Origin of the sequence: Streptomyces sp. NPDC051987, from assembly GCF_040680735.1 — a bacterium.
Classification (GTDB): domain Bacteria; phylum Actinomycetota; class Actinomycetes; order Streptomycetales; family Streptomycetaceae; genus Streptomyces.
This window is the reverse complement of the sequence record NZ_JBFAXI010000015.1, coordinates 75,998-95,776: the sequence shown is the minus strand read 5'-3', so window position 1 is coordinate 95,776 and position 19,779 is coordinate 75,998. Positions and strand designations below refer to the sequence as shown.

The following is a 19,779-nucleotide window of genomic DNA, read 5'->3' as shown; positions in this document are numbered from 1 at the left end:
CGGGCAGCCCTCCGCGGGATCGCCGGGCGGGTCAGCGCACGCGGACCGACAGCCGGTAGAACCGCGTCGTCTGTGCCGCGTTCTGGTTGTCGTCGCTGACCAGGAGGACCTGGTACGCGCCCTTCGCGCGGCCGGTGACGGCCATGCCCTCGATGTTGTCGAGGAGCGGGTTGGGCTGGGGCTGCTTGGCCGTGGCGCCCAGGGACGGGCAGCTCGCGATGTCCGTGAGCAGGGTCTTCCTGATCAGCCGTACGCCCGCCTGGCCGGTGAGGTTCTCGACGCCGCTGGTGTCGGTGGCGTGCCGCGGGTCGGCCAGGAAGAGGCGGACGGTGTTGCCGACGCCGGAGGTGAAGCCGCGCTCCAGGACGAGGAGCCGGCCGTCGGGGAGCGCCTGCACCTCGGGGACGCCGAGGGTCGGGTCGTCGGTGCGGTAGGCGTACTGGGCCGACAGCTCGAAGTGGTTGCCCCTGGTGCGCTGCCAGGTCTGGAAGCGGACGATCCCGGCGGTGTCGCCGGAGATCGCGTCCTCCATGGACGCCAGCAGGGTGCGGCCGCCGTCCAGCAGCGTCAGCCCCTCGAAGGTCTGGTTGGCGGTGGCCCGCCCGGCCGGGGAGACCAGGAGGGAGGAGGGCACCGGGAGGCGGTCCAGGATCCTGCCGTCCGCCGAGTAGCGGCGGACGGACGGTTCGGTCTCGGAGGTGATCAGGCGGGTGCCGTCCCGGTCCACGACCAGGCCCTCGGAGTCGAGCGCGGCGCCGTTCTCGTCGGCGAGTCCGACGACTTTCTTCGGCGCGAGGGTCTTCGCGTCCAGGTCGAAGAGGTAGGACCGGTCGGCGAGGGCGGCCAGGGAGCCGTCCCGGTCCACGGCGAGCGCGGAGAGGTTGCCGACGAAATAGCCGCCGAACGTCGTCTTGTCGAGGGCGTCGGAGAAGCCGTCGAGGGAGACCGCGGGCGAACAGGCGTGGGCGGAGGCGGTGGGGGGCGCGTCGGTGCGGGTCGCGACGGCGTCGGCGGGCCCGGCGGCGGACAGGCAGGTGGCCGCCGCCAGGCCGGCGGTGACGGTGGCGAGTACGGTTCGCAGGCGCATGGCGGCCACCGTAGGGCGGATCGGTGACCGCGTGGAGACCGCCTCATGAAGGAAAGGGTCGGTTTCCGGCCGCCGGGACCGGGCTTCGGCGCCGCGGACCGCCGCCCCGGCTCAGGAGGCCGCGAGGTCCTTGTGCACGACCTTCGCGACGGCCTGGATGGTGTCGATGCCGTATTTCATGGTGCTGTTGTCCTGGGTGAGCACGGTCATCTGGTAGTCGTGGCCGCCGCCGGTGAACGTGCCGAGGCTGTGCACCCGCCAGCCGTGCGTGGCGCGCTGCAGCCAGCCGTTCTTGACGTGCACGGCGACACCGGACGGGGCGCCGTACGGTGTGCCCCACCGCTGGGACGAGATCACCTGCCCCATCAGCTTCAGGATGTAGGCCCGCGAGTTGTCGCTGAGCACGGTGTTCTTGGCGGTGACGAGCGCGAGCAGCTTCTGCTCGTCGTGCACGTCGATCTGGGTCAGGCCCCAGTAGCCGTCGGCACCCGGGGTGGTCTGCGTCATCCCGGCGGCGCTCAGGAAGCCCTTGATCTTCGTCAGGCCGAGCTGCTTCCACAGCTTGGTCGTCGCGTCGTTGTCGGACTTGGTGATCATGGCCTTGGCGAGCGTCTGCTCGGTGGTGGTCAGGTACCGGTTGTGCTTCTTCGCGTCCCACAGCAGCGTGGCCAGCACGGTCACCTTGACCGTGCTGGCCGAGTCGTAGTGCGTGGTGGAGCGGAGGGCGCAGGTCGTGTTCGTCGAACGGTCGTACAGGCCGACGGCGATCGTCCCCTTGCGGTTCGCGATCGCCGCGGTGATGTCCTTCTTCAGTTTCGTGGCGAGGGCCGCCTTGGTCGACGTGCAGCTGACGGCGGGCGCGGCGGCCGAGGCGGGCGCGGCCACGGCCACACCGGCTATGAGAAAGCCGGTGCCGAGCGCGGCGGCGGCCAGCCCTCTCTGTCGTCTGTGAGTCATGCCCGTGTTGACACACGAGTTCGCGCGAATGGTTGTACGAGCGGGCGCCCCTTTTACCAAACATCACTCGCGCCGGACGCTCCGGCTTCCGGCGGTCCGAGCCGCCCCGGTCACGTCGGTCACCCCTCGGTGGTCCCGCCGGCGGCCGTCCCGCCGCCGCAGTGCTCGTCGTAGTCGCTCTGGACGTCGGTCAGGGCGTCCTGGTCGTCGGACAACTTCTGCTGGGCTGCGGCCAGTTCTGCCTCCACTTGCGCGATCTTCGCCGGATCCGGATGCGGCTCGGCCCTCAGCCGGGCGAGTTCGGCCTGGAGACGGCGGACCTCTTTCCCGTCGTCGGCGACGATCTTCTTCAGTCCGTGGATCTGGTTCAGGAGCATGGCGCACGTTCTCGCGCGGAGCATGGGCTTCCTCCATGACGGCCGCCGCCGTGACTCAGGCGGCCCGGGTGCGGGCGGGGCTCATTGCACCCTGTCATCGCGCCGCTGCCCCTGCCAGCGACGCAGGCCGTTCGTGGGACACGCGGCGGCAGGGCGCTCCGGATTCTCCCTCCGGTCGCCCGGCATTGTTGCGGAGGGATGAAATCCGCTTCGTTTCGTGTTGTGAGCTGCGGAAGACCAGGGCGGACGGAGGGCATCCGGGTGGTAGCGCAGCAGGGGGAGCGGGGGCAGGGCGACGGCTGGGCGCGCAGGCTGGCGGGGTATGCCTGGCGGCATCCCCGGGACGTCGTGCTCGCGCTCGGGTCCTCGCTGGCCGGCATGGCCGTGCTGGCCGTCGTACCGCTGATCACCAAGGTGATCATCGACGACGTGATCGGTGACCACAGCCGCTCCATGGGGCCCTGGGCCGCCGCCCTGATCGGCGCCGCCGTCCTCGTCTACGCGGCCACCTTCGTGCGCCGCTACTACGGCGGCCGGCTCGCCCTCGACGTCCAGCACGACCTGCGCACCGAGATGTACGCCACCCTCACCCGGCTCGACGGGCGGCGCCAGGACGAGCTGTCCACGGGCCAGGTGGTGGGCAGGGCCACCAGTGACCTCCAGCTGATCCAGGGCCTCCTCTTCATGCTGCCGATGACGATCGGCAACGTCCTCCTCTTCCTGATCTCCCTCGCGATCATGGCCTGGCTGTCGCCGCCGCTCACCCTGGTCGCCCTGGCCGTCGCCCCCGCCCTGTACTGGATCGCCAAGCGCAGCCGCAGCAAGCTCCACCCCGCCACCTGGTACGCCCAGGCTCAGGCGGCCGCCGTCGCCGGCGTGGTGGACGGCGCGGTGAGCGGTGTCCGCGTGGTGAAGGGGTTCGGGCAGGAGGAGCAGGAGACCGGGAAGCTGCGGGAGGTCGGGCGCCGGCTCTTCGCCGGGCGGCTGCGCACCATACGGCTGAACAGCAAGTTCACCCCGGCCCTCCAGGCCGTCCCGGCGCTCGGCCAGGTCGCGATGCTGGCGCTCGGCGGCTGGCTGGCCGTGCGCGGTCACATCACCCTCGGCACCTTCGTCGCCTTCTCCTCCTACCTGGCCCAGCTGGTCGGCCCGGTCCGGATGCTCGCCGTGGTCCTCACCGTCGGCCAGCAGGCCCGCGCCGGGACCGAACGCGTCCTGGAGCTGATCGACACCCGGCCCACCATGACGGACGGCACCAAGACCCTCCCCGCCGACGCGCCCGCGACCGTCGAGTTCGACGACGTGTCCTTCGGGTACGACCACGAGCACCCCGTCCTCCAGGGGCTCAGCTTCGAGATCCGGCCCGGCGAGACCCTCGCCGTCGTCGGCTCCTCCGGCTCCGGCAAGTCCACGGTCTCCCTGCTGCTGCCGCGCTTCTACGACGTGACCCACGGCGCCGTCCTGGTCGGCGGCCACGACGTCCGCGAGCTGACCCACGACTCCCTCCGGGCCGCGATCGGCCTGGTCCCGGAGGACTCGTTCCTCTTCTCCGACACGGTCCGCAACAACATCGCCTACGGGCGTCCCGACGCGACCGAGGAGCAGATCCTCGCCGCCGCCCGCGCCGCCCAGGCCGACCGCTTCGTCGCCGAACTGCCCGACGGCTACGACACCAAGGTCGGCGAACAGGGCCTCACCCTCTCCGGCGGCCAGCGCCAGCGCATCGCCCTGGCCCGCGCCCTGCTCACCGACCCCCGCCTGCTCGTCCTCGACGACGCCACCTCGGCCGTGGACGCCCGCGTGGAGCACGAGATCCACGAGGCCCTCGCGCACGTCATGAGGGGCCGCACCACCCTGCTCATCGCGCACCGCCGCTCCACCCTGAACCTCGCCGACCGCATCGCCGTCCTCGACGGCGGCCGGCTCGCCGACATCGGCACCGACGAGGAGCTCCAGCAGCGGTCCGCCCTCTACCGCAGGCTGCTCACCGACCCCGACGAACTGGGCGGGGTCTCCCCGGGGCACACCCTCCCGGCCGTCTCGCGCGAGGACACCTCCGTGCGGGACGAGCTGGACGCCGAGTTCGACGCCGAGCGCGGAGTGACCCCCCGGCTGTGGACCGGCGACCGCACCCCCCGGGACCTGGCCCTCGCCGGCACCCCGGCCACCCCCGAACTCCTCGCCCAGGTCGAGGCGCTGCCCCCGGCGACCGACGTCCCCGACATCGACGAGGCCGGCGCCGTACGCCCCGAGGACTCCTACGGCCTGCGCCGCCTGCTGCGCGGCTTCGGGCTGCCCCTGCTCGCCAGCCTCGGCCTGGTCGCCGTGGACGCCGGCATGGGCCTGCTCCTGCCGATCCTGATCCGGCACGGCATCGACCAGGGCGTCAGCAGGATGGCGCTCGGCGCGGTCTGGGCGGCCTCGCTGCTCGGCCTGTTCGCGGTGCTCGCCCAGTGGGCGGCCCAGATCGGCGAGACGAGGATGACCGGCCGTACCGGCGAGCGGGTCCTCTACTCCCTGCGCCTGAAGATCTTCGCCCAGCTCCAGCGGCTCGGGCTCGACTACTACGAGCGGGAGCTGACCGGCCGGATCATGACGCGGATGACGACGGACGTGGACGCGCTGTCCACGTTCCTGCAGACGGGCCTGGTCACCGCCTTCGTCTCCGTCGTCACCTTCTTCGGGATCATGGCCGCCCTGCTGGTGATCGACGTCCAGCTCGCCCTCGTCGTCTTCACCACCCTGCCCCCGCTGATCGTCGCGACGTTCTTCTTCCGCCGGGCGAGCGTGAAGGCGTACGAGCTCGCCCGAGAGCGGGTCTCGGTGGTCAACGCCGACCTCCAGGAGTCGGTGTCCGGGCTGCGCATCGTGCAGGCCTTCCGGCGCGAGGGGGACAGCGGCCGGCGCTTCACCGAGCGCAGCGAGAGCTACCGCAAGGCCCGTATCCGGGGCCAGTGGCTGATATCGGTCTACTTCCCGTTCGTCCAGCTGCTGTCGTCGGTGGCCGCGGCGAGCGTGCTGATGGCCGGCGCCCACCGGGTCGAGGCGGCGACCCTCACCACCGGCGCGCTGGTCGCGTACCTGCTCTACATCGACCTGTTCTTCGCCCCCGTCCAGCAGCTCTCCCAGGTCTTCGACGGCTACCAGCAGGCCACCGTCTCCCTCGGCCGCATCCAGGAACTCCTGCGCGAGCCGACGTCGACCCGGTCGGCGGCGGCCCCCCTCGGCGTGACCTCGCTCCGCGGCGACATCGCCTTCGAGGACGTGCACTTCGCGTACGGCGCCGCCGACGAGGGCGAGGAAGCCCTGGGCGGCATCGACCTGACCATCCCGGCGGGACAGACCGTCGCCTTCGTCGGCGAGACCGGCGCCGGCAAGTCGACCCTCGTCAAGCTGGTCGCGCGGTTCTACGATCCCACCGCGGGCCGGGTCACCGTCGACGGCACCGACCTGCGCGACCTCGACCTCACCTCCTACCGGCACCGGCTCGGGGTCGTCCCGCAGGAGGCGTACCTCTTCCCGGGGACCGTCCGGGACGCCATCGCCTACGGCCGCCCGCACGCGACCGACGCCGAGGTGGAGGCGGCGGCCCGCGCGGTCGGCGCCCACGAGATGATCGCCACCCTCGACGGCGGCTACCTGCACGAGGTGGCCGAACGCGGCCGCAACCTCTCGGCGGGCCAGCGCCAGCTGATCGCCCTCGCCCGCGCGGAACTCGTCGACCCCGACGTGCTGCTCCTCGACGAGGCGACGGCGGCCCTGGACCTGGCGACCGAGGCCCAGGTCAACATGGCCACCGACCGCCTGACGGGCCGTCGTACGACGCTCGTGGTCGCCCACCGGCTGACCACCGCGGCCCGCGCCGACCGGGTGGTGGTCATGGACCACGGCCGGGTCGCCGAGGACGGCACCCACGACGAACTGCTCGCCCTCGACGGCCGCTACGCCGAGCTGTGGCGCACCTTCGTCGGCCAGCCCGAGGAGCCCGAGGAGCCGGTGGGCGCGACGACCCGCTGACCCCGGCCCGCCTCTCCCCGGGGACCCGGGGAGACGCGGCCGTGCAACCATCCGACACCTGTGCGGCGTCCGTACATCAGTACGGAGTTGGATGGTGCACAGCCGCGGTACGGGAGGGGACGACTGTGGACAGTGGTGCGATACGCCGGTGGCTCGCGCTCGGTGCGGCCGCGCTGACGGTCTCCGGGGCGCTCGCCCTCGTGGCACCGGCCGAGGCCCAGGCCGTGACGGCCGCGAACTGCGCCGGGCGCGAGGTGCGGACCCTGCCTTTCGCCACCGGCACCGTGCACGTCTACCGGCAGGGCGGCTACGTCTGCGCGATCACGCTCTCCAAGACGTCGTCCGGCGGCAGACAGCCGATGTCCGTCAGTGTCCAGGCCCGCGGCAACCGCCCGGTCGTCGACAAGGGCAGGTACACCCACCACGCGGGCCCGGTGACCGTGCACGCCGGGCACCGGTGCGTGTGGGTGAAGGGCTCGGTGGGGCGCAGCTCGGTCAGCTCGGGATGGATCCTCTGCTGAGCGGCCCAGGCGGTCACACGCGCCGGGCGCAGCCCACCGGCTGGGCGCCGCCGAGCTGGACGTACAGGGCGGTGGACGCCGGGCACGCGTCCCGCGAGGCCACCGCCCGCACCACCCGGTATACCGGCTTCCGCTTCCCCGAGCCGTCGCAGGCGGTCTCCCGCACCTGGCCGTGGCCCGAGCCGTAGAGGCAGTCCCCGACGATCGTGCGCGGCCCGCCGCCCCCGCCGGGGTCGCCGGGATGCGGCGGCTGCAGGTCGCGCATGCAGGCGTAGCCCTGCGGGATCCGCCCGGCGCCGCCCGTGCCCTGGGCGCCGATGTGCAGCACGAAGTCGGTGGTGGCCGGGCACGCCGGCCCGTCGGCGACGGCGCCGTCGTGCCGGGCCGTCACCCGGGCCGCCGCCCGTTCGCTCGAACAGGGCACCTCGGTGAAGCGCGCCGTCCCGAACGAGCTGCACTCGCCGACCGCGAGGAACCGCGTGCCGTACCCGGACGGGGCGGGGCTCGCCGTCGGCCGCGCACTGCCCGCCGGTGCTCCGGACGACGTCGTCCCCCGGCAGCCCGTCGGCAGCAGCACGACGGTCAGCGCCACCAGAACCCCCGCACAACGTCTGTTCCGCATACCGACCCCCCTGCCGGCGTGGCCCGCGATCACGGGCCATGACGACTGTACGGGAGACTTTCCGCCTTTTAGGGCGTTATGCGGGTTTCCGTGGCGTACGTCTAGTACGTCAGCCCGTGGCCGATCGGATACAGCACCTGCGCCGGATCGTCCGCCCGCTGCACCGGCACCGGCAGCCTGCCGCGCGGCGCCACCCGGCCCGCGATCACCCGCGCCGCGGCCCGCAGTTCGACGTCGGTCCACGAGTAGGTCGCCAGGCAGGCCCTGACGGACGGGAGGTGGGCGACGTCGTACGGATTGCGCACCGCCACCGCCACCACCGGCCTGCCGGTGGCGACCAGCCGCTCCACCAGCCGCTGCTGCCCGCCGCCCGCCGTCACGTTGCACGTCCCGACGACCACCGCGTCCGCCGTCCGTGCCGCCGCGACCGCCTGGTCGACGGTCGCCGCGGACGGTTCCGTGCCCGTCGGCAGCGCGGTCGCCGTGAAGCCCAGTCCGGTGAGGGCGGCGGCGAGCACACCGGTCGGCGGGCCGGTCGTGCCGGACGGCGAGTCCGGGTCGGGGCCGACGACCAGCACCGTGCCGTGCGTGCGGCGGGACAGGGGGAGCAGCCCGCCCTCGTTGACCAGCAGGGTGGTGGTGCGTTCGGCGATGCGGTCGGCGGCGGCGAGGTGCCGCGCCGTGCCGACCACCCGGCCGACGTCCTTGGCGTTGACGTACGGCCGGTCGAGCAGCCCCAGCCGGGACTTCAGCCGCAGGATCCGCAGCAGCGACTCGTCCAGCCGGGACTCGGTCAGCTCGCCGTCCTGCAGGGCCTTCAGGACGGCGTGGAACGCGATGTCCAGGGTGGGCGGGTCGAGGAGCTGGTCGGCGCCGGCCTTCAGGGCGAGGACGGGGACGCGGTCGTCGCCGTACTTGGTGCGGACCCCCGCCATGCCCAGCGAGTCGGTCACCACGACCCCGTCGTAGCCGAGTTCGTCGCGGAGGATGCCGGTGAGCACGGGGTGGGAGAGGGTGGCCGGGTCGCCGGAGCCGTCCAGGGCCGGGAACTGGATGTGCGCGGTCATGATCGAGTCGACGCCGGCCGCGATCGCCGCCCGGAACGGCACGGCGTCCAGTTTCTCCCACAGCTCCCGGCTGTGCGTGATCACCGGGAAGCCGGTGTGGCTGTCGACGGCGGTGTCGCCGTGCCCCGGGAAGTGCTTGGCGGTGGCCGCCACGCCCGCGTCCTGGTACCCCGCCACCTCGGCGGCGACCAGCGCCCCCACCGCCTCCGGACCGGCACCGAAGGACCGTACGCCGATGATCGGGTTGGCCGGGTTCACGTTCACGTCGGCGTCGGGGGAGTAGTCCTGCCGGACACCCATCGCCCGCAGCTCCGCGCCGGAGATCCGGCCGAGGGTGCGGGCGTCGGTCCGGGAGCCGCCCGCACCCATGGCCATGGCGCCCGGGAACAGGGTGGCGGGCCGGCCGATCCGGCAGACCGCGCCGTGCTCCTGGTCGGTGGCGATGAGCACGGGCAGCCCGCGCGGCTGCGCCAGTGAGGCCCGCTGGATCCCGTTGGACAGCTCGGCGATCTGCCGGGGGTCGCGGGTGTTGTGCGTCCAGGTGAAGTAGATGATCCCGCCGACCCGGTACGTCCCGATCAGCTCGGCGGCGGTGCGGACGCCGATCTCCTTGAGGTTGGCGTCGACGTCGGCCTGGTCGGGGTCGGTGGCGGAGTCCCCGTAGACCCGCACCACGAACAGCTGGCCGACCTTCTCCTCCGGCGTCATGCGCGCGATGAGGGCGCGGAGCGTGTCGTCGGCGCCGAGGGCGTGCGCGCCGGTGCCGACGGCCAGTCCGGCGGTGACACCCGCGGTCGCGGCGAGGACGGTACGTCTGGAGGGCACGTGCGCTCCTTCCGGTGGGGGAACCGGCTGAAGGAAACTTCCGTGCGCTCATCCGTGTGCGGGAAGTTTCTTTCCGTCAAGGACATGCACGGTAACGGGAAAGGGGCCGCCATCGGCGCATTGGAGGGGGGGCACGTCGATGGCGGCGGGCCGACGGCCGTGATGCGGCGGAGAGGGTACGCCGGCGACCGCAACCAGCAGCGAGTGCCGACACCGCACCACGAAGACTCATCCGACAGCCTGCGGCTTGGACGGCCCCGGCGCGGGACGGGTTCCCGACCGGCCGACCATGCGCGGAAACGGGAAGCGAGATCGTCGGCCGCAGTGCCCCGGCAGGGGAAGCAGGGGGCCTGGCGGGGTGCTTGGGGCGGGCGTCGGCTGGAGCGTCCCGTCGGGGGCGCGGGGAACCGCGCGACAAGCCCCCACTCACCCGCACCCACCGCACCACCGGTGCACCCCATGGACAGGAGGGCCGGCCCCGGGGTGGGGGCTCCCGCTCAGGCCGATTCGGTGAGCAGCCGGGTCAGGTGTTCCCGGCCCGCCGTCAGCAGGCCGGGCAGCGGGGCGGCGGACTCGTACCAGCGCTTCTCGTACTCCCAGCACAGCCAGCCGTCCCAGCCGTGCCGGGAGAGCACCTCCACGCAGTCGGCGAGCGGGAGGACGCCGGCGCCGAGCGGGAGCGGGGCCGTGTCGTCGGCCGAGGCGATGTCCTTGACCTGGACGTAGCCGAGGTGCGGGGCGAGGGCCGCGTAGGTCTCGGCGGGCTGCTCGCCGCCGAGCCAGGTGTGCATGACGTCCCAGAGCGCGCCGACCATGCGGTGGCCGACCGGGCCGAGGACGCGGATCGCGGCGGCGCCGGTGCCGTGCGAGTCATGGGTCTCCAGCAGGACCCGGACGCCGAGCGCGGCGGCGTCCTCCGCGACCGTGCCGAGCCGCCGGGCGGCGATCGCGTCGGACTCGGCGGCGGGCAGGGACGGGTCGGCGCCGGGGAAGACACGGACGTAGGAGGCGCCCAGGTCGTGGGCGAGCTGGAGGAGCCGGCGGGTCTCGTCGAGGACCGGGGCGTCCTCGCCGGGCGCCGCGACCCACGCGTACCCGGCGACGCCGAGGATGTCCACACCGGTCGCCTTGAACTCGGCGGCCACGTCGGACCGCGCGGCCGGGCCGAGGCCGGGATGCACGGGCTCTTCCGGGTGGGCGCGCAGTTCGACGCCGTGGTAGCCGTGCGCCGTGGCGAGCGCCAGCACCTCCGGCACCGGCAGACCGGGCACCCCGAGGGTGGAGAAGGCGAACTTCATGCCCACCAACCTACTTCTCACTCACCGGTCGCGTGCAGGTCCAGTCGCCAGTCCTGGCCGACCAGGTCCTTGCCGAAGGAACGGTGCGGTCTCTCCGCGGTGAGGACGAAGCCGTGCCGCTGGTAGATGCGGCGGGCGGCGGACAGCACGTCGTTGGTCCACAGCACCAGTTCGCGGTAGCCGACCCCGCGTGCGAAGTCGGTGACGGCGGTGACCAGCCGGTCGCCGATGCCCAGCCCGCGCGCCTCCGGCTCGACGAGCAGCAGCCGCAGCCGCGCGGTGCCCGGGGCGTCGTCCCGTACGCACATCACGCAGCCCACCGGCCGCCCGGCCCACTCGGCGATCCAGGTCCGCTCCAGGTGCGGGTCGTGGTCCTCGGCGTAGTCGGCGACGATCCGGGCGACCAGCCCCTCGTAGTCGGTGTTCCAGCCGTGTTCGGCCGCGTACAGGGCGGCGTTGCGCTGCACGATCCAGCCCAGGTCGCCGGGGTGCGGCTCGCGCAGCACGACCTCGCCGGGACCGTCAGCGGCGTGCCCGTCGCCGAGGATGGCGCGGATGGTGCGCATGGCCTCGGCGAGGCGGGCCCGGTCACCGGGGTCGACGGCGCCCAGCAGCGAACCGACCGACTCCCGGGCCCGCTCGTCCAGCAGGTCGGCGGCGGCCCGGCCGCCCGGGGTGAGCGAGACGCGCCGCCGCCGTGGGTCCTTCTGCGAGGGTGCGCGCTCGATCAGGCCGGACTCCTCGAACTTGTTGAGGATGCGGCTCAGGTACCCGGCGTCCAGCGCGAGATCGGCGCGCAGGTCGGCCGCGTCGGTGTCGGCGGCGTGCGCCAGCTCGTACAGCACGCGGGCCTCGGTGAGGGTGTACGGGGCGTAGAGGTGGCGGCCGTAGTCGAGGGCGCCGACGAGGTTGGTGTAGAAGCGGTTGAAGGCACGGACGTCCTGGACGGTCATGGCTTCCCCGATGGTTGACTGAGTCAGAGACACCGTGCTCCGAGGCTATCCCCGGACCCCGCCCGGCCGGAACCCGTCGGCCCGAACGGCGGCCCCGCGAGCTTTACTTGTTCTTTTTGCCTGGTGCTGGTCCTGCTTTTGACTTCGTCGCGCACGCGCCGTAGCTTTATACATGAACGTCACTAATGTCCGTTTCAACCAGGACGTGACGTGGTCCGCCGCAGAGCCCGGACGAATGCGGAGAACGGCACCGCGGGCGGCGGACGCGCTCAGGGCTGCGCGCAGGCCCTGGAGCGCACGCAGGGCGGTCGGCCCTCCTGACATGGCGGCCGTCGTTACACACCCACACCCTCCGAGAGGGGCGAAACCATGCGCGCGCACACCACACGTATGAAGAGGGTCGCCATCGCTGCGATTACGGCACCTGTCCTGGCGCTCGCCGCCGGAGCCGGAGTCGCCAGTGCGGCCACCCACGCGGCACCCGACCACGTCGTCTCCTACCAGGACAACGGCGGTGGCGGCGGCGGTCACGGCGGCGGTGGCGGTGGCCACGGCGGCGGTGGCGGCTATGGCGGCGGCGGTTACGGCGGCGGAGGCCACGGCGGAGGCGGCTACGGCGGCGGAGGCTATGGCGGCGGAGACTATGGCGGTCACGGCGGCTATGGCGGTCACGGCGGCTATGGCGGCTACGGCGGTTATGACGACTATGGCGGCTACGGCGGTCACGGTCACGGCGGCTACTGGGGCGGCTGGGACGACGACGACTACGGCTGGGGCGGCTGGGACTGAGCCAGGCCTTCGCGTCTGAACCTCCCTGAAAACAAAGGACGGATCCGGGTGCCCGACCTTCGGGCACCCGGATCCGTGTGCCGGGCGAGTGGTGTCCGGGGCATCTGAGCCGTGCCCCCGGTGAGGGTCCCGCCCTGCGTGAAGCGCCCCGAAGGGGCGCGATGAACTGCGCGACCAGCCACGACGCCGCCGCACCCGGCAGCCGTCGGCCGCCACATGCGGCCCTCCCGACGGAGCGCTTCGCGGCCCTCCGGGCTGTGCGCCACTCCCGGCGGAGCGCTCAGTCGCGCGGCACCCCCGACGACCCCCGCACCATCAGCTCCCCCCGCACCGTCGCGATCCCCCCGGGCGGCGGCTCCTCGCGGCCCATCGCGATCCGCCCGGCCCTGGCCCCCGCCTCGGCCAGCGGCAGCCGCACCGTCGTCAGCGACGGCACCGCGTCGATGCTGAACGGCAGGTCGTCGAAGCCCGCCACCGACACGTCCGCCGGGATCCGCAGCCCCGACTCCCGCAGCGCCGCACACGCCCCCAGCGCCACGGAGTCGTTCGCGGCCACCACCGCGGTGAGCGAAGGATCCCGCCGCAGCAGCTCCAGCGTCGCCTCGTACCCCGCCCGCCGGTCGTACCGCCCGTGCACGGTCCAGCGCGGGTCCTCCTCGATCCCCGCGTCGGCCAGCGCGGCCCGGTGGCCCTCCAGCCGGTGCCGGGTGGTCGTCCGCTCCTCCGGCCCCGCGATGTAGCCGAGCCGCCGGTGGCCGAGGCCGATCAGGTGCTCGGTCAGCTGCTTGCCGCCGCCGCGGTTGTCGAAGGTCAGCGCCACCGCGTCGGTGTCCGGCGCCGGCGGCCGCCCGCACAGCACCACCGTGGTCCCGGCGTCCGCCAGCTTCCGCAGCTTCGCCGCCACCGCCGCCGCGTGCGGCGCGTTCTCCATCGCCCCGCCGGTGAGGATCACCGCGGCCGCCCGCTGCCGCTGCAGCAGCGTCAGATACGTCAGTTCCCGCTCCGGCGACCCGCCGGTGTTGCACACCACCGCCAGGCGCTCGCCGCCCGCCCGGCCGCCCGGCCCGCCGATCTCCGCCTGGATCGCGCTCGCCATGATCCCGAAGAACGGGTCGGCGATGTCGTTGACCAGGATCCCGACCAGGTCGGAGGTGGCCGCCGCGAGCGCGCTCGCCGGTCCGTTGAGGACGTAGTCCAGCTCGTCCACCGCCCGCAGCACCCGCTCCCGCGTGGACGCCGCCACGGGGTAGTTGCCGTTCAGTACGCGCGACACCGTCGCGGGCGAGACCTGGGCGCGGGCCGCCACGTCCGCCAGGGTCACCGTCATCTCGTCGTCCTCCGGTCACGCGTCTCGTCGTACGTCGTCGTACGCAGCCTGATCGGCAGCCCGATCAACAGCTTGCTCATAGGAAGCCCCCTTGCCGTGCAGACCATAAGGCCATTCACTCCGGTTGTTCGCCCCCTCGAACAACTCGACCCCGTCACGGTCTTGTACAGACCAGGGTTCAAAGGCTAGCTTCAGACCATATAGAAAGCGCTTGCTGCGTTGCTGAGACGCACGCGGACGAAGGGAAACACGTGAACCGCAAGACGGTGCGTATCGCCATGAACGGCGTCACCGGGCGCATGGGCTACCGCCAGCACCTCGTCCGCTCGATCCTCGCCCTGCGCGAGCAGGGCGGACTCGACCTCGGCGACGGCACGGTGCTCTGGCCGGAGCCGGTCCTGGTCGGCCGCCGCGAGCACGCGCTCCGCGAGATCGCCGACCGCCACGGCCTCTCGGACGAGCACATCTCCACCGACCTGGCGGCCGTCCTCGCCGACCCCACCATCGACATCTACTTCGACGCCCAGGTCACCTCCGCCCGCGAGGAGGCCATCAAGCAGGCGATCGCGGCCGGAAAGCACATCTACACCGAGAAGCCGACGGCCACCGGCCTGGACGGTGCCCTGGAGCTGGCCCGGCTCGCGCACGCCAAGGGCGTCAAGTCCGGCGTCGTCCAGGACAAGATCTTCCTGCCCGGCCTGCTGAAGCTGAAGCGGCTCATCGACGGCGGCTTCTTCGGCCGGATCCTGTCGGTCCGCGGGGAGTTCGGCTACTGGGTCTTCGAGGGCGACTGGCAGGAGGCCCAGCGCCCCTCCTGGAACTACCGCGCGGAGGACGGCGGCGGCATCGTCGTCGACATGTTCCCGCACTGGGAGTACGTCCTGCACGAGCTGTTCGGCCGGGTGAGGTCCGTCCAGGCCCTCACCGCCACCCACATCCCGCAGCGCTGGGACGAGAACGGCAAGCCCTACGACGCGACGGCCGACGACGCCGCGTACGGCGTCTTCGAGCTCGACGGCGGCGCCGTCGCCCAGATCAACTCCTCCTGGGCGGTCCGCGTCAACCGCGACGAACTGGTCGAGTTCCAGGTGGACGGCACCGAAGGCTCAGCGGTCGCCGGCCTGCGCAACTGCCGTGTCCAGCACCGCAGCGCGACCCCCAAGCCGGTCTGGAACCCGGACATCCCGGCCACCTACGCCTTCCGCGAGCAGTGGCAGGAGGTCCCCGACAACACCGAGTTCGACAACGGCTTCAAGGCCCAGTGGGAGCTGTTCCTCAAGCACGTCTACGCCGACGCCCCCTACCACTGGGACCTGCTGGCCGGCGCCCGCGGCGTGCAGCTCGCCGAGCTGGGCCTGAGGTCCTCGGCGGAGGGCCGCCGTATCGAGGTCCCGGAGATCGAGCTGTGACCCTCCACCTCCCCGCCCCGGACGGGTCGCTGCGCACCTACGAGCCGCGCACCGAACCCCTCGCCCTCACCCCCGGCACCCCCTTCACCTCCCGCACGGTCTTCTCGGCGGCGCACGTCGTCGCCGACCCCTTCGCGGACACCAGCCCCGACTCGCCGGCCGCCGTCGACTGGGACGCCACCCTCGCCTTCCGCCGCCACCTGTGGTCGCACGGCCTGGGGGTCGCCGAGGCGATGGACACCGCCCAGCGCGGCATGGGCCTGGACTGGGCGGGCGCGGCCGAGCTGATCCGCCGCAGCGCCGCCGAGGCCCGTGCCGTCGGCGGCCGGATCGCCTGCGGCGTCGGCACCGACCAGCTCACCGGCCCGGCGACCCTCGCCGAGGTCCGCGCCGCCTACGAGGAGCAGCTCGCGCTCGTCGAGGAGTCCGGCGCGCAGGCCATCCTGATGGCCTCCCGGGCGCTCGCCGCCACCGCCGCCGGGCCCGAGGACTACCTCGACGTCTACGGCCACCTGCTGCGCCAGGCCGCCGAGCCGGTGGTCCTGCACTGGCTCGGCCCGATGTTCGACCCTGCGCTGGAGGGCTACTGGGGCTCGTCCGACCTGGACGCGGCCACCAACACCTTCCTGGAGGTCATCGCCGCCCACCCCGACAAGGTCGACGGCATCAAGGTCTCCCTGCTCGACGCGCAGCGCGAGGTCGACCTGCGCCGCCGCCTGCCGCAGGGCGTCCGCTGCTACACCGGCGACGACTTCAACTACCCCGAGCTGATCGCGGGCGACGAGCAGGGCTTCAGCCACGCCCTGCTCGGCATCTTCGACCCGCTGGGACCCCTGGCGGCCGAGGCGGTGCGGATCCTGGACACCGGTGACACGGCGGGCTTCCGGGGTCTCCTCGACCCCACCGTGGAGCTCTCCCGGCACCTCTTCCAGACCCCCACCCGGTTCTACAAGACGGGCGTGGTGTTCCTGGCCTGGCTGGCCGGCCACCAGTCCCACTTCACCATGGTCGGCGGCCTCCAGTCGGCGCGCTCGCTGCCGCACTTCGCGCGTGCCTACGAACTCGCCGACGGGCTGGGCCTGTTCCCGGACCCCAAGCTGGCCGAGGACCGCATGAAGACCCTCCTCGCCCTGTACGGAGTCAGCCAGTGACCGGCGACCTGTCCCGTTTCTCCATCAACCAGATGACCGTCAAGCAGCTGTCACTGCCCGAACTGGTCGACGCCTGCGGGCAACTGGGGGTACCGGCCGTCGGCCTGTGGCGCGAACCGGTGCAGTCGTACGGCGTCGAGGCGGCCGCCAAGCTGGTCCGCGAGGCCGGACTGACCGTCACCACGCTGTGCAGGGGCGGCTTCCTCACCGCGATCGACCCGGACGAGCGGGCGGCCGCCCTCGCCGACAACCGGCGGGCGGTCGAGGAGGCCGCGACCCTCGGCACGGACACCCTGGTCCTGGTCTCCGGCGGCCTGCCGGCCGGCTCCAAGGACCTGCCCGGCGCCCGTGACCGCATCGCCGACGCCCTCGCCGAACTCGGCCCCTACGCCGAACAGCACGGCGTCCGCCTGGCCATCGAGCCGCTCCACCCGATGTACGCCGCCGACCGCTGCGTGGTCTCCACCCTCACCCAGGCCCTGGACCTCGCGGAACGCTTCCCGGCCCACCAGGTCGGCGTCACCGTCGACACGTACCACATCTGGTGGGACGACCGGGCGCCCGAGCAGATCGCGCGGGCCGGCGCGGGCGGCCGCATCCACACCTTCCAGCTCGCCGACTGGACCACCCCGCTGCCCGAGGGCGTCCTCAACGGCCGCGGGCAGATCGGCGACGGCGCGATCGACATGCGCGAGTGGAAGGGGTACGTGGAGGCGGCCGGTTACACCGGCGCCATCGAGGTGGAGCTCTTCAACGACGGGCTGTGGGCGCGGGACGGGCGGGAGGTGCTGGCGGAGACGGCGGAACGCTTCCTGACCCACACGGCGTAGTCCGGCGAGGCGGCCGAAGAAGCGGACCTGTTCTCTGGCCGCCGCCGCACGTGGTGTATACGTGCCGTATACTCGATGCATGTCCGACGTCATGATCCGTGTGCCCGCCGAAGTCCGTGACCAACTGGCCGCCGTGGCCGAGGCGCGAGGCACCAGCCTCCGTGCCCTCATGCAGGACATAGCCGCTCAGACGCTGACCCCCGAGCAGATCAAGGAACGGGCCGACCGCACGCGCGCGCTGCTTGCCGAGCGCTTCGGTCACTACGTTTCGGACGAGGAGTCCGCCGAGATGCGGCGCAAGATGCGGGAGGCCGCCGCCGCACACCGTGCCGCCTCGTCCGGGACGGAGCCGAACCCTTGAGCTGGACCGAGCACTACGTCCTCGACACCCCCACCCTCCTGGCGATGGGAGGCGACAAGCAGGTCTCCGGCCTGATCCACGCCGCTGCCGCCAGTGACGACATGCGTCTGTGGGTGCCTGTCCTGTGTCTCCTGGAGGCCGAGCGTCAACGTGCCGGGATCGTCGACCACGTGGGCGTGCTGGTGGACGTACTCCATCTCGTCGACGACGACTACTCCATGGCGGTCACCATCGCCGAACTGCACCGCGCAGGCGTCGACTTCGGTGTTTCCGCCGCAGTGCACACCGCGCGCCCGAACCAGACGCTCCCCACGGGCGGCCTGATCGCCTCCGTGGAACCGGAGCCGTACGAAGGACTCGGCGTCGGCGTCATGGACCTGAACCGCTGAGCTCTGCACTTCCGGGGCGTCAGCGACTGATACGCCCGTCCCGCAGGGCCCCGACGAACGCGGCCCAGCCGTCGGACGAGAAGACCAGCGCCGGGCCGGTGGACCCCGCCTTGCTGTCGCGGACGGGTACGACGGCGTGGCCACGGGCTACTTCGAGGCACTCGCCCTGGTCACCGCCGCTGTAGCTGGACTTGTACCACCCGGTGATGGCGGATGCGTCGGAGACGATGTGCTCACTGCTGGCCATGTACGTGTTCCTCTGCTGCCGCTCTGACAAGGGCCAGTGACTCCTGCTGCGACAAGGCGTCGCTCAGGGCCAGAGCGTAGGCGGTCTGGCAGACGCTCACCAGTGCCGGATCATCCATCAGGTTGCCGCTCAGGAAACCCTCGAAGGGTCTGCAACTCGGCATGGCGGACGGCCTGCTGGACCATGCGGACGCACTCCTGACGGAGCACCGCCTGACCGGCGAGGAACTCCGTTACCTCGCCCGGCGGCTGAGTGAGTCACTGAGAGACGTCAAGCGTGTCGCCGACAGCCGCGGTGCACGGTTGCCGTCCGGTTGACCCTCGACCTTGTGCAGGGCCCAGAGTGCGGGGTGTGGAGAACGACATGCGCAGCATCGGAGAGATGGCCCGTGACAGCGGCCTGGGCGTGAGCGCCCTGCGGTTCTACGACCGTGCCGGTGTGCTGGTCCCCGCCTGGGTGGACCCGGTGAGCGGCTACCGCTGGTACGAACCCGGGCAGCTCGAAGAGGCGCGGCTGCTGGCCTGCCTGCGCCGGGCCGGGATGCCGCTGGCGGACATCCGGCTGGTGCTGGCCGGCTGGTCCGGCGCCGACACCGATCTGGTCCGGAAACTGCTCACGGCACACCTGCGCCGTCTCGAACAGGGGCTGTCCGATGCCCGCGGCGAGTTCTCCACGCTCCGCGCACTGCTCGATCACCGGGAGAACGTCATGACCTCGCTCCGCATCGCCACCGTCCGCCTGTCCGTCGCCGCGCCGGAACTGGCGGCCGCGCTGGACACGGTTCGTTTCGCGGTGAGCACCGATCCCGAACTGCCGATGCTCGGCGGGGTTCTGCTCGACATCGACGGCGAGAGCCTGCACGCCGTGGCCACCGACCGGTACCGCATGGCGGTCGCGCGGGCCGGTATCGCCGGGCATGACGGGAGCCGGGTGCAGGTCATCGTGCCCACCCCGCTCGCCGACGCGATGCGGGCGCTGTCGGACGGCGAGGGACCGGTGCGGCTCTCCGTCGACGGTGACCGCGTGGCACTGGAGTGCGGGGACAGGCAGGCGGCCGGTCGGTGCCTCGACCATGACTTCCCCGACTACCGTCGGCTGCTGCCCCGGGCCGGCGGACGCCGCGCCGTCGTCGAGGTGGCGGCCTTCCGGCGGGCTCTGGAGACCGGTCCGGTCCGTTCCGGAGAGGCCGGAGCGCATGACCTCAGCGTGCTGAGGGTGGCGGACGACGGTGCGGTGACCCTCTGCGCCGATGACGACGAGGACGCGGACCGCGTCGCCGTGAACCGTGAGTTCCTGCTGGCAGCGCTGGCCGCCGGGGCCCGTGAGCAGCTGATTCTGGAGTTCGGCACGCCCACGGCGCCGATCGCGATCCGCCGCCCCGACGACGAGGGCGCCTTCTCCTTGCTGATGCCGGTCCGGCTGGAGGACTGACAGCACGTTCACCCCCGTTCCGTCCCGTCCGGTCCGGGCGGTCCGGTCTGCCGTCGGAACGAAGCACGTGGCCGGGCACGGCACACGGAGAGGCGGTCCACGCCATGGGACGGAGACCGAG

At 72.5% G+C, this 19,779-nt stretch carries 19 protein-coding genes and 1 pseudogene; 10 read left to right on the top strand and 10 right to left on the bottom strand.

Features of this window, described 5'->3' with window-relative positions:
* Positions 1 to 31 precede the first annotated feature (31 nt).
* From AB0M11_RS11590 to AB0M11_RS11580, 3 genes are all read right to left on the bottom strand, one after another.
* Entirely contained in the window at positions 32 to 1,087 is a 1,056-nt protein-coding gene (locus AB0M11_RS11590) for an esterase-like activity of phytase family protein (RefSeq protein WP_365703941.1), read from the bottom strand.
* 111 nt (positions 1,088 to 1,198) lie between these two features.
* Positions 1,199 to 2,044, bottom strand: coding sequence for a serine hydrolase (locus AB0M11_RS11585; RefSeq protein WP_365703939.1), 846 nt, complete (start codon positions 2,042 to 2,044; stop codon positions 1,199 to 1,201).
* Between the two features lie 119 nt (positions 2,045 to 2,163).
* Positions 2,164 to 2,445: a hypothetical protein gene (locus tag AB0M11_RS11580; RefSeq protein WP_365703937.1), complete on the bottom strand. Its 282-nt coding sequence runs from the start codon at positions 2,443 to 2,445 to the stop codon at positions 2,164 to 2,166.
* Between the two features lie 237 nt (positions 2,446 to 2,682).
* Between AB0M11_RS11580 and AB0M11_RS11575 the strand changes: the two genes are divergently transcribed.
* Both AB0M11_RS11575 and AB0M11_RS11570 read left to right on the top strand, forming a co-directional pair.
* The gene (locus tag AB0M11_RS11575) at positions 2,683 to 6,438 is read left to right on the top strand and encodes an ABC transporter ATP-binding protein (RefSeq protein ID WP_365703935.1); all 3,756 of its coding nucleotides are present in this window, start codon (positions 2,683 to 2,685) and stop codon (positions 6,436 to 6,438) included.
* 125 nt (positions 6,439 to 6,563) lie between these two features.
* Complete coding sequence (locus tag AB0M11_RS11570; RefSeq protein WP_365703933.1) at positions 6,564 to 6,959, top strand: hypothetical protein; 396 nt, start codon at positions 6,564 to 6,566, stop codon at positions 6,957 to 6,959.
* Between the two features lie 13 nt (positions 6,960 to 6,972).
* On the opposite strand, the gene AB0M11_RS11565 is transcribed toward AB0M11_RS11570, so the two are convergent.
* From AB0M11_RS11565 to AB0M11_RS11550, 4 genes are all read right to left on the bottom strand, one after another.
* Positions 6,973 to 7,581 carry a hypothetical protein gene (locus AB0M11_RS11565; RefSeq protein WP_365703931.1) on the bottom strand — a complete coding sequence of 203 codons (609 nt, stop codon included), beginning with the start codon at positions 7,579 to 7,581 and terminating at the stop codon, positions 6,973 to 6,975.
* 101 nt (positions 7,582 to 7,682) lie between these two features.
* Complete coding sequence (locus tag AB0M11_RS11560) at positions 7,683 to 9,473, bottom strand: glycoside hydrolase family 3 protein (RefSeq protein WP_365703929.1); 1,791 nt, start codon at positions 9,471 to 9,473, stop codon at positions 7,683 to 7,685.
* A gap of 497 nt (positions 9,474 to 9,970) precedes the next feature.
* Entirely contained in the window at positions 9,971 to 10,771 is an 801-nt protein-coding gene (locus AB0M11_RS11555) for a sugar phosphate isomerase/epimerase family protein (protein WP_365703927.1), read from the bottom strand.
* Positions 10,772 to 10,788: 17 nt separating this feature from the next.
* Positions 10,789 to 11,724: a bifunctional helix-turn-helix transcriptional regulator/GNAT family N-acetyltransferase gene (locus AB0M11_RS11550; protein ID WP_365703925.1), complete on the bottom strand. Its 936-nt coding sequence runs from the start codon at positions 11,722 to 11,724 to the stop codon at positions 10,789 to 10,791.
* A 390-nt stretch (positions 11,725 to 12,114) separates the two neighbouring features.
* On the opposite strand from AB0M11_RS11550, the gene AB0M11_RS11545 reads away from it, so the two are divergent.
* Positions 12,115 to 12,513, top strand: coding sequence for a hypothetical protein (locus tag AB0M11_RS11545; RefSeq protein WP_365703923.1), 399 nt, complete (start codon positions 12,115 to 12,117; stop codon positions 12,511 to 12,513).
* Positions 12,514 to 12,793: 280 nt separating this feature from the next.
* Here the strand turns inward: AB0M11_RS11545 and AB0M11_RS11540 are convergent, their stop codons facing one another.
* Positions 12,794 to 13,840, bottom strand: a complete 1,047-nt coding sequence (locus tag AB0M11_RS11540; RefSeq protein ID WP_365703921.1) for a LacI family DNA-binding transcriptional regulator — start codon at positions 13,838 to 13,840, stop codon at positions 12,794 to 12,796.
* Between the two features lie 251 nt (positions 13,841 to 14,091).
* Between AB0M11_RS11540 and AB0M11_RS11535 the strand changes: the two genes are divergently transcribed.
* From AB0M11_RS11535 to AB0M11_RS11515, 5 genes are all read left to right on the top strand, one after another.
* Positions 14,092 to 15,249 (top strand): Gfo/Idh/MocA family oxidoreductase, encoded by a 1,158-nt coding sequence (locus AB0M11_RS11535; protein WP_365703919.1) that lies wholly within the window; start codon positions 14,092 to 14,094, stop codon positions 15,247 to 15,249.
* Positions 15,246 to 16,400, top strand: coding sequence for a dihydrodipicolinate synthase family protein (locus AB0M11_RS11530; protein ID WP_365703917.1), 1,155 nt, complete (start codon positions 15,246 to 15,248; stop codon positions 16,398 to 16,400). Before AB0M11_RS11535 ends, AB0M11_RS11530 begins: the two co-directional genes overlap by 4 nt.
* A 32-nt stretch (positions 16,401 to 16,432) precedes the next feature.
* The gene (locus AB0M11_RS11525; RefSeq protein ID WP_365703991.1) at positions 16,433 to 17,230 is read left to right on the top strand and encodes a sugar phosphate isomerase/epimerase family protein; all 798 of its coding nucleotides are present in this window, start codon (positions 16,433 to 16,435) and stop codon (positions 17,228 to 17,230) included.
* A 79-nt stretch (positions 17,231 to 17,309) separates the two neighbouring features.
* Positions 17,310 to 17,591 carry an Arc family DNA-binding protein gene (locus AB0M11_RS11520; RefSeq protein WP_365703915.1) on the top strand — a complete coding sequence of 94 codons (282 nt, stop codon included), beginning with the start codon at positions 17,310 to 17,312 and terminating at the stop codon, positions 17,589 to 17,591.
* Complete coding sequence (locus AB0M11_RS11515; protein ID WP_365703913.1) at positions 17,588 to 17,980, top strand: hypothetical protein; 393 nt, start codon at positions 17,588 to 17,590, stop codon at positions 17,978 to 17,980. The genes AB0M11_RS11520 and AB0M11_RS11515 overlap by 4 nt, the downstream gene beginning before the upstream one ends.
* Before the next feature lie 19 nt (positions 17,981 to 17,999).
* Here the strand turns inward: AB0M11_RS11515 and AB0M11_RS11510 are convergent, their stop codons facing one another.
* Positions 18,000 to 18,227 (bottom strand): DUF397 domain-containing protein, encoded by a 228-nt coding sequence (locus AB0M11_RS11510; RefSeq protein WP_365703911.1) that lies wholly within the window; start codon positions 18,225 to 18,227, stop codon positions 18,000 to 18,002.
* Positions 18,214 to 18,369 (bottom strand): annotated as a pseudogene (locus tag AB0M11_RS11505) (transcriptional regulator); the annotation flags it as partial. The gene AB0M11_RS11510 and the pseudogene AB0M11_RS11505, both read right to left, overlap by 14 nt.
* Between AB0M11_RS11505 and AB0M11_RS11500 the strand changes: the two are divergent.
* Both AB0M11_RS11500 and AB0M11_RS11495 read left to right on the top strand, forming a co-directional pair.
* Positions 18,350 to 18,544, top strand: coding sequence for a hypothetical protein (locus tag AB0M11_RS11500; RefSeq protein ID WP_365703909.1), 195 nt, complete (start codon positions 18,350 to 18,352; stop codon positions 18,542 to 18,544). The pseudogene AB0M11_RS11505 and the gene AB0M11_RS11500 sit on opposite strands and share 20 nt — an antisense overlap.
* A 46-nt stretch (positions 18,545 to 18,590) precedes the next feature.
* Positions 18,591 to 19,658 (top strand): MerR family transcriptional regulator, encoded by a 1,068-nt coding sequence (locus AB0M11_RS11495; protein ID WP_365703907.1) that lies wholly within the window; start codon positions 18,591 to 18,593, stop codon positions 19,656 to 19,658.
* Positions 19,659 to 19,779 lie beyond the last annotated feature (121 nt).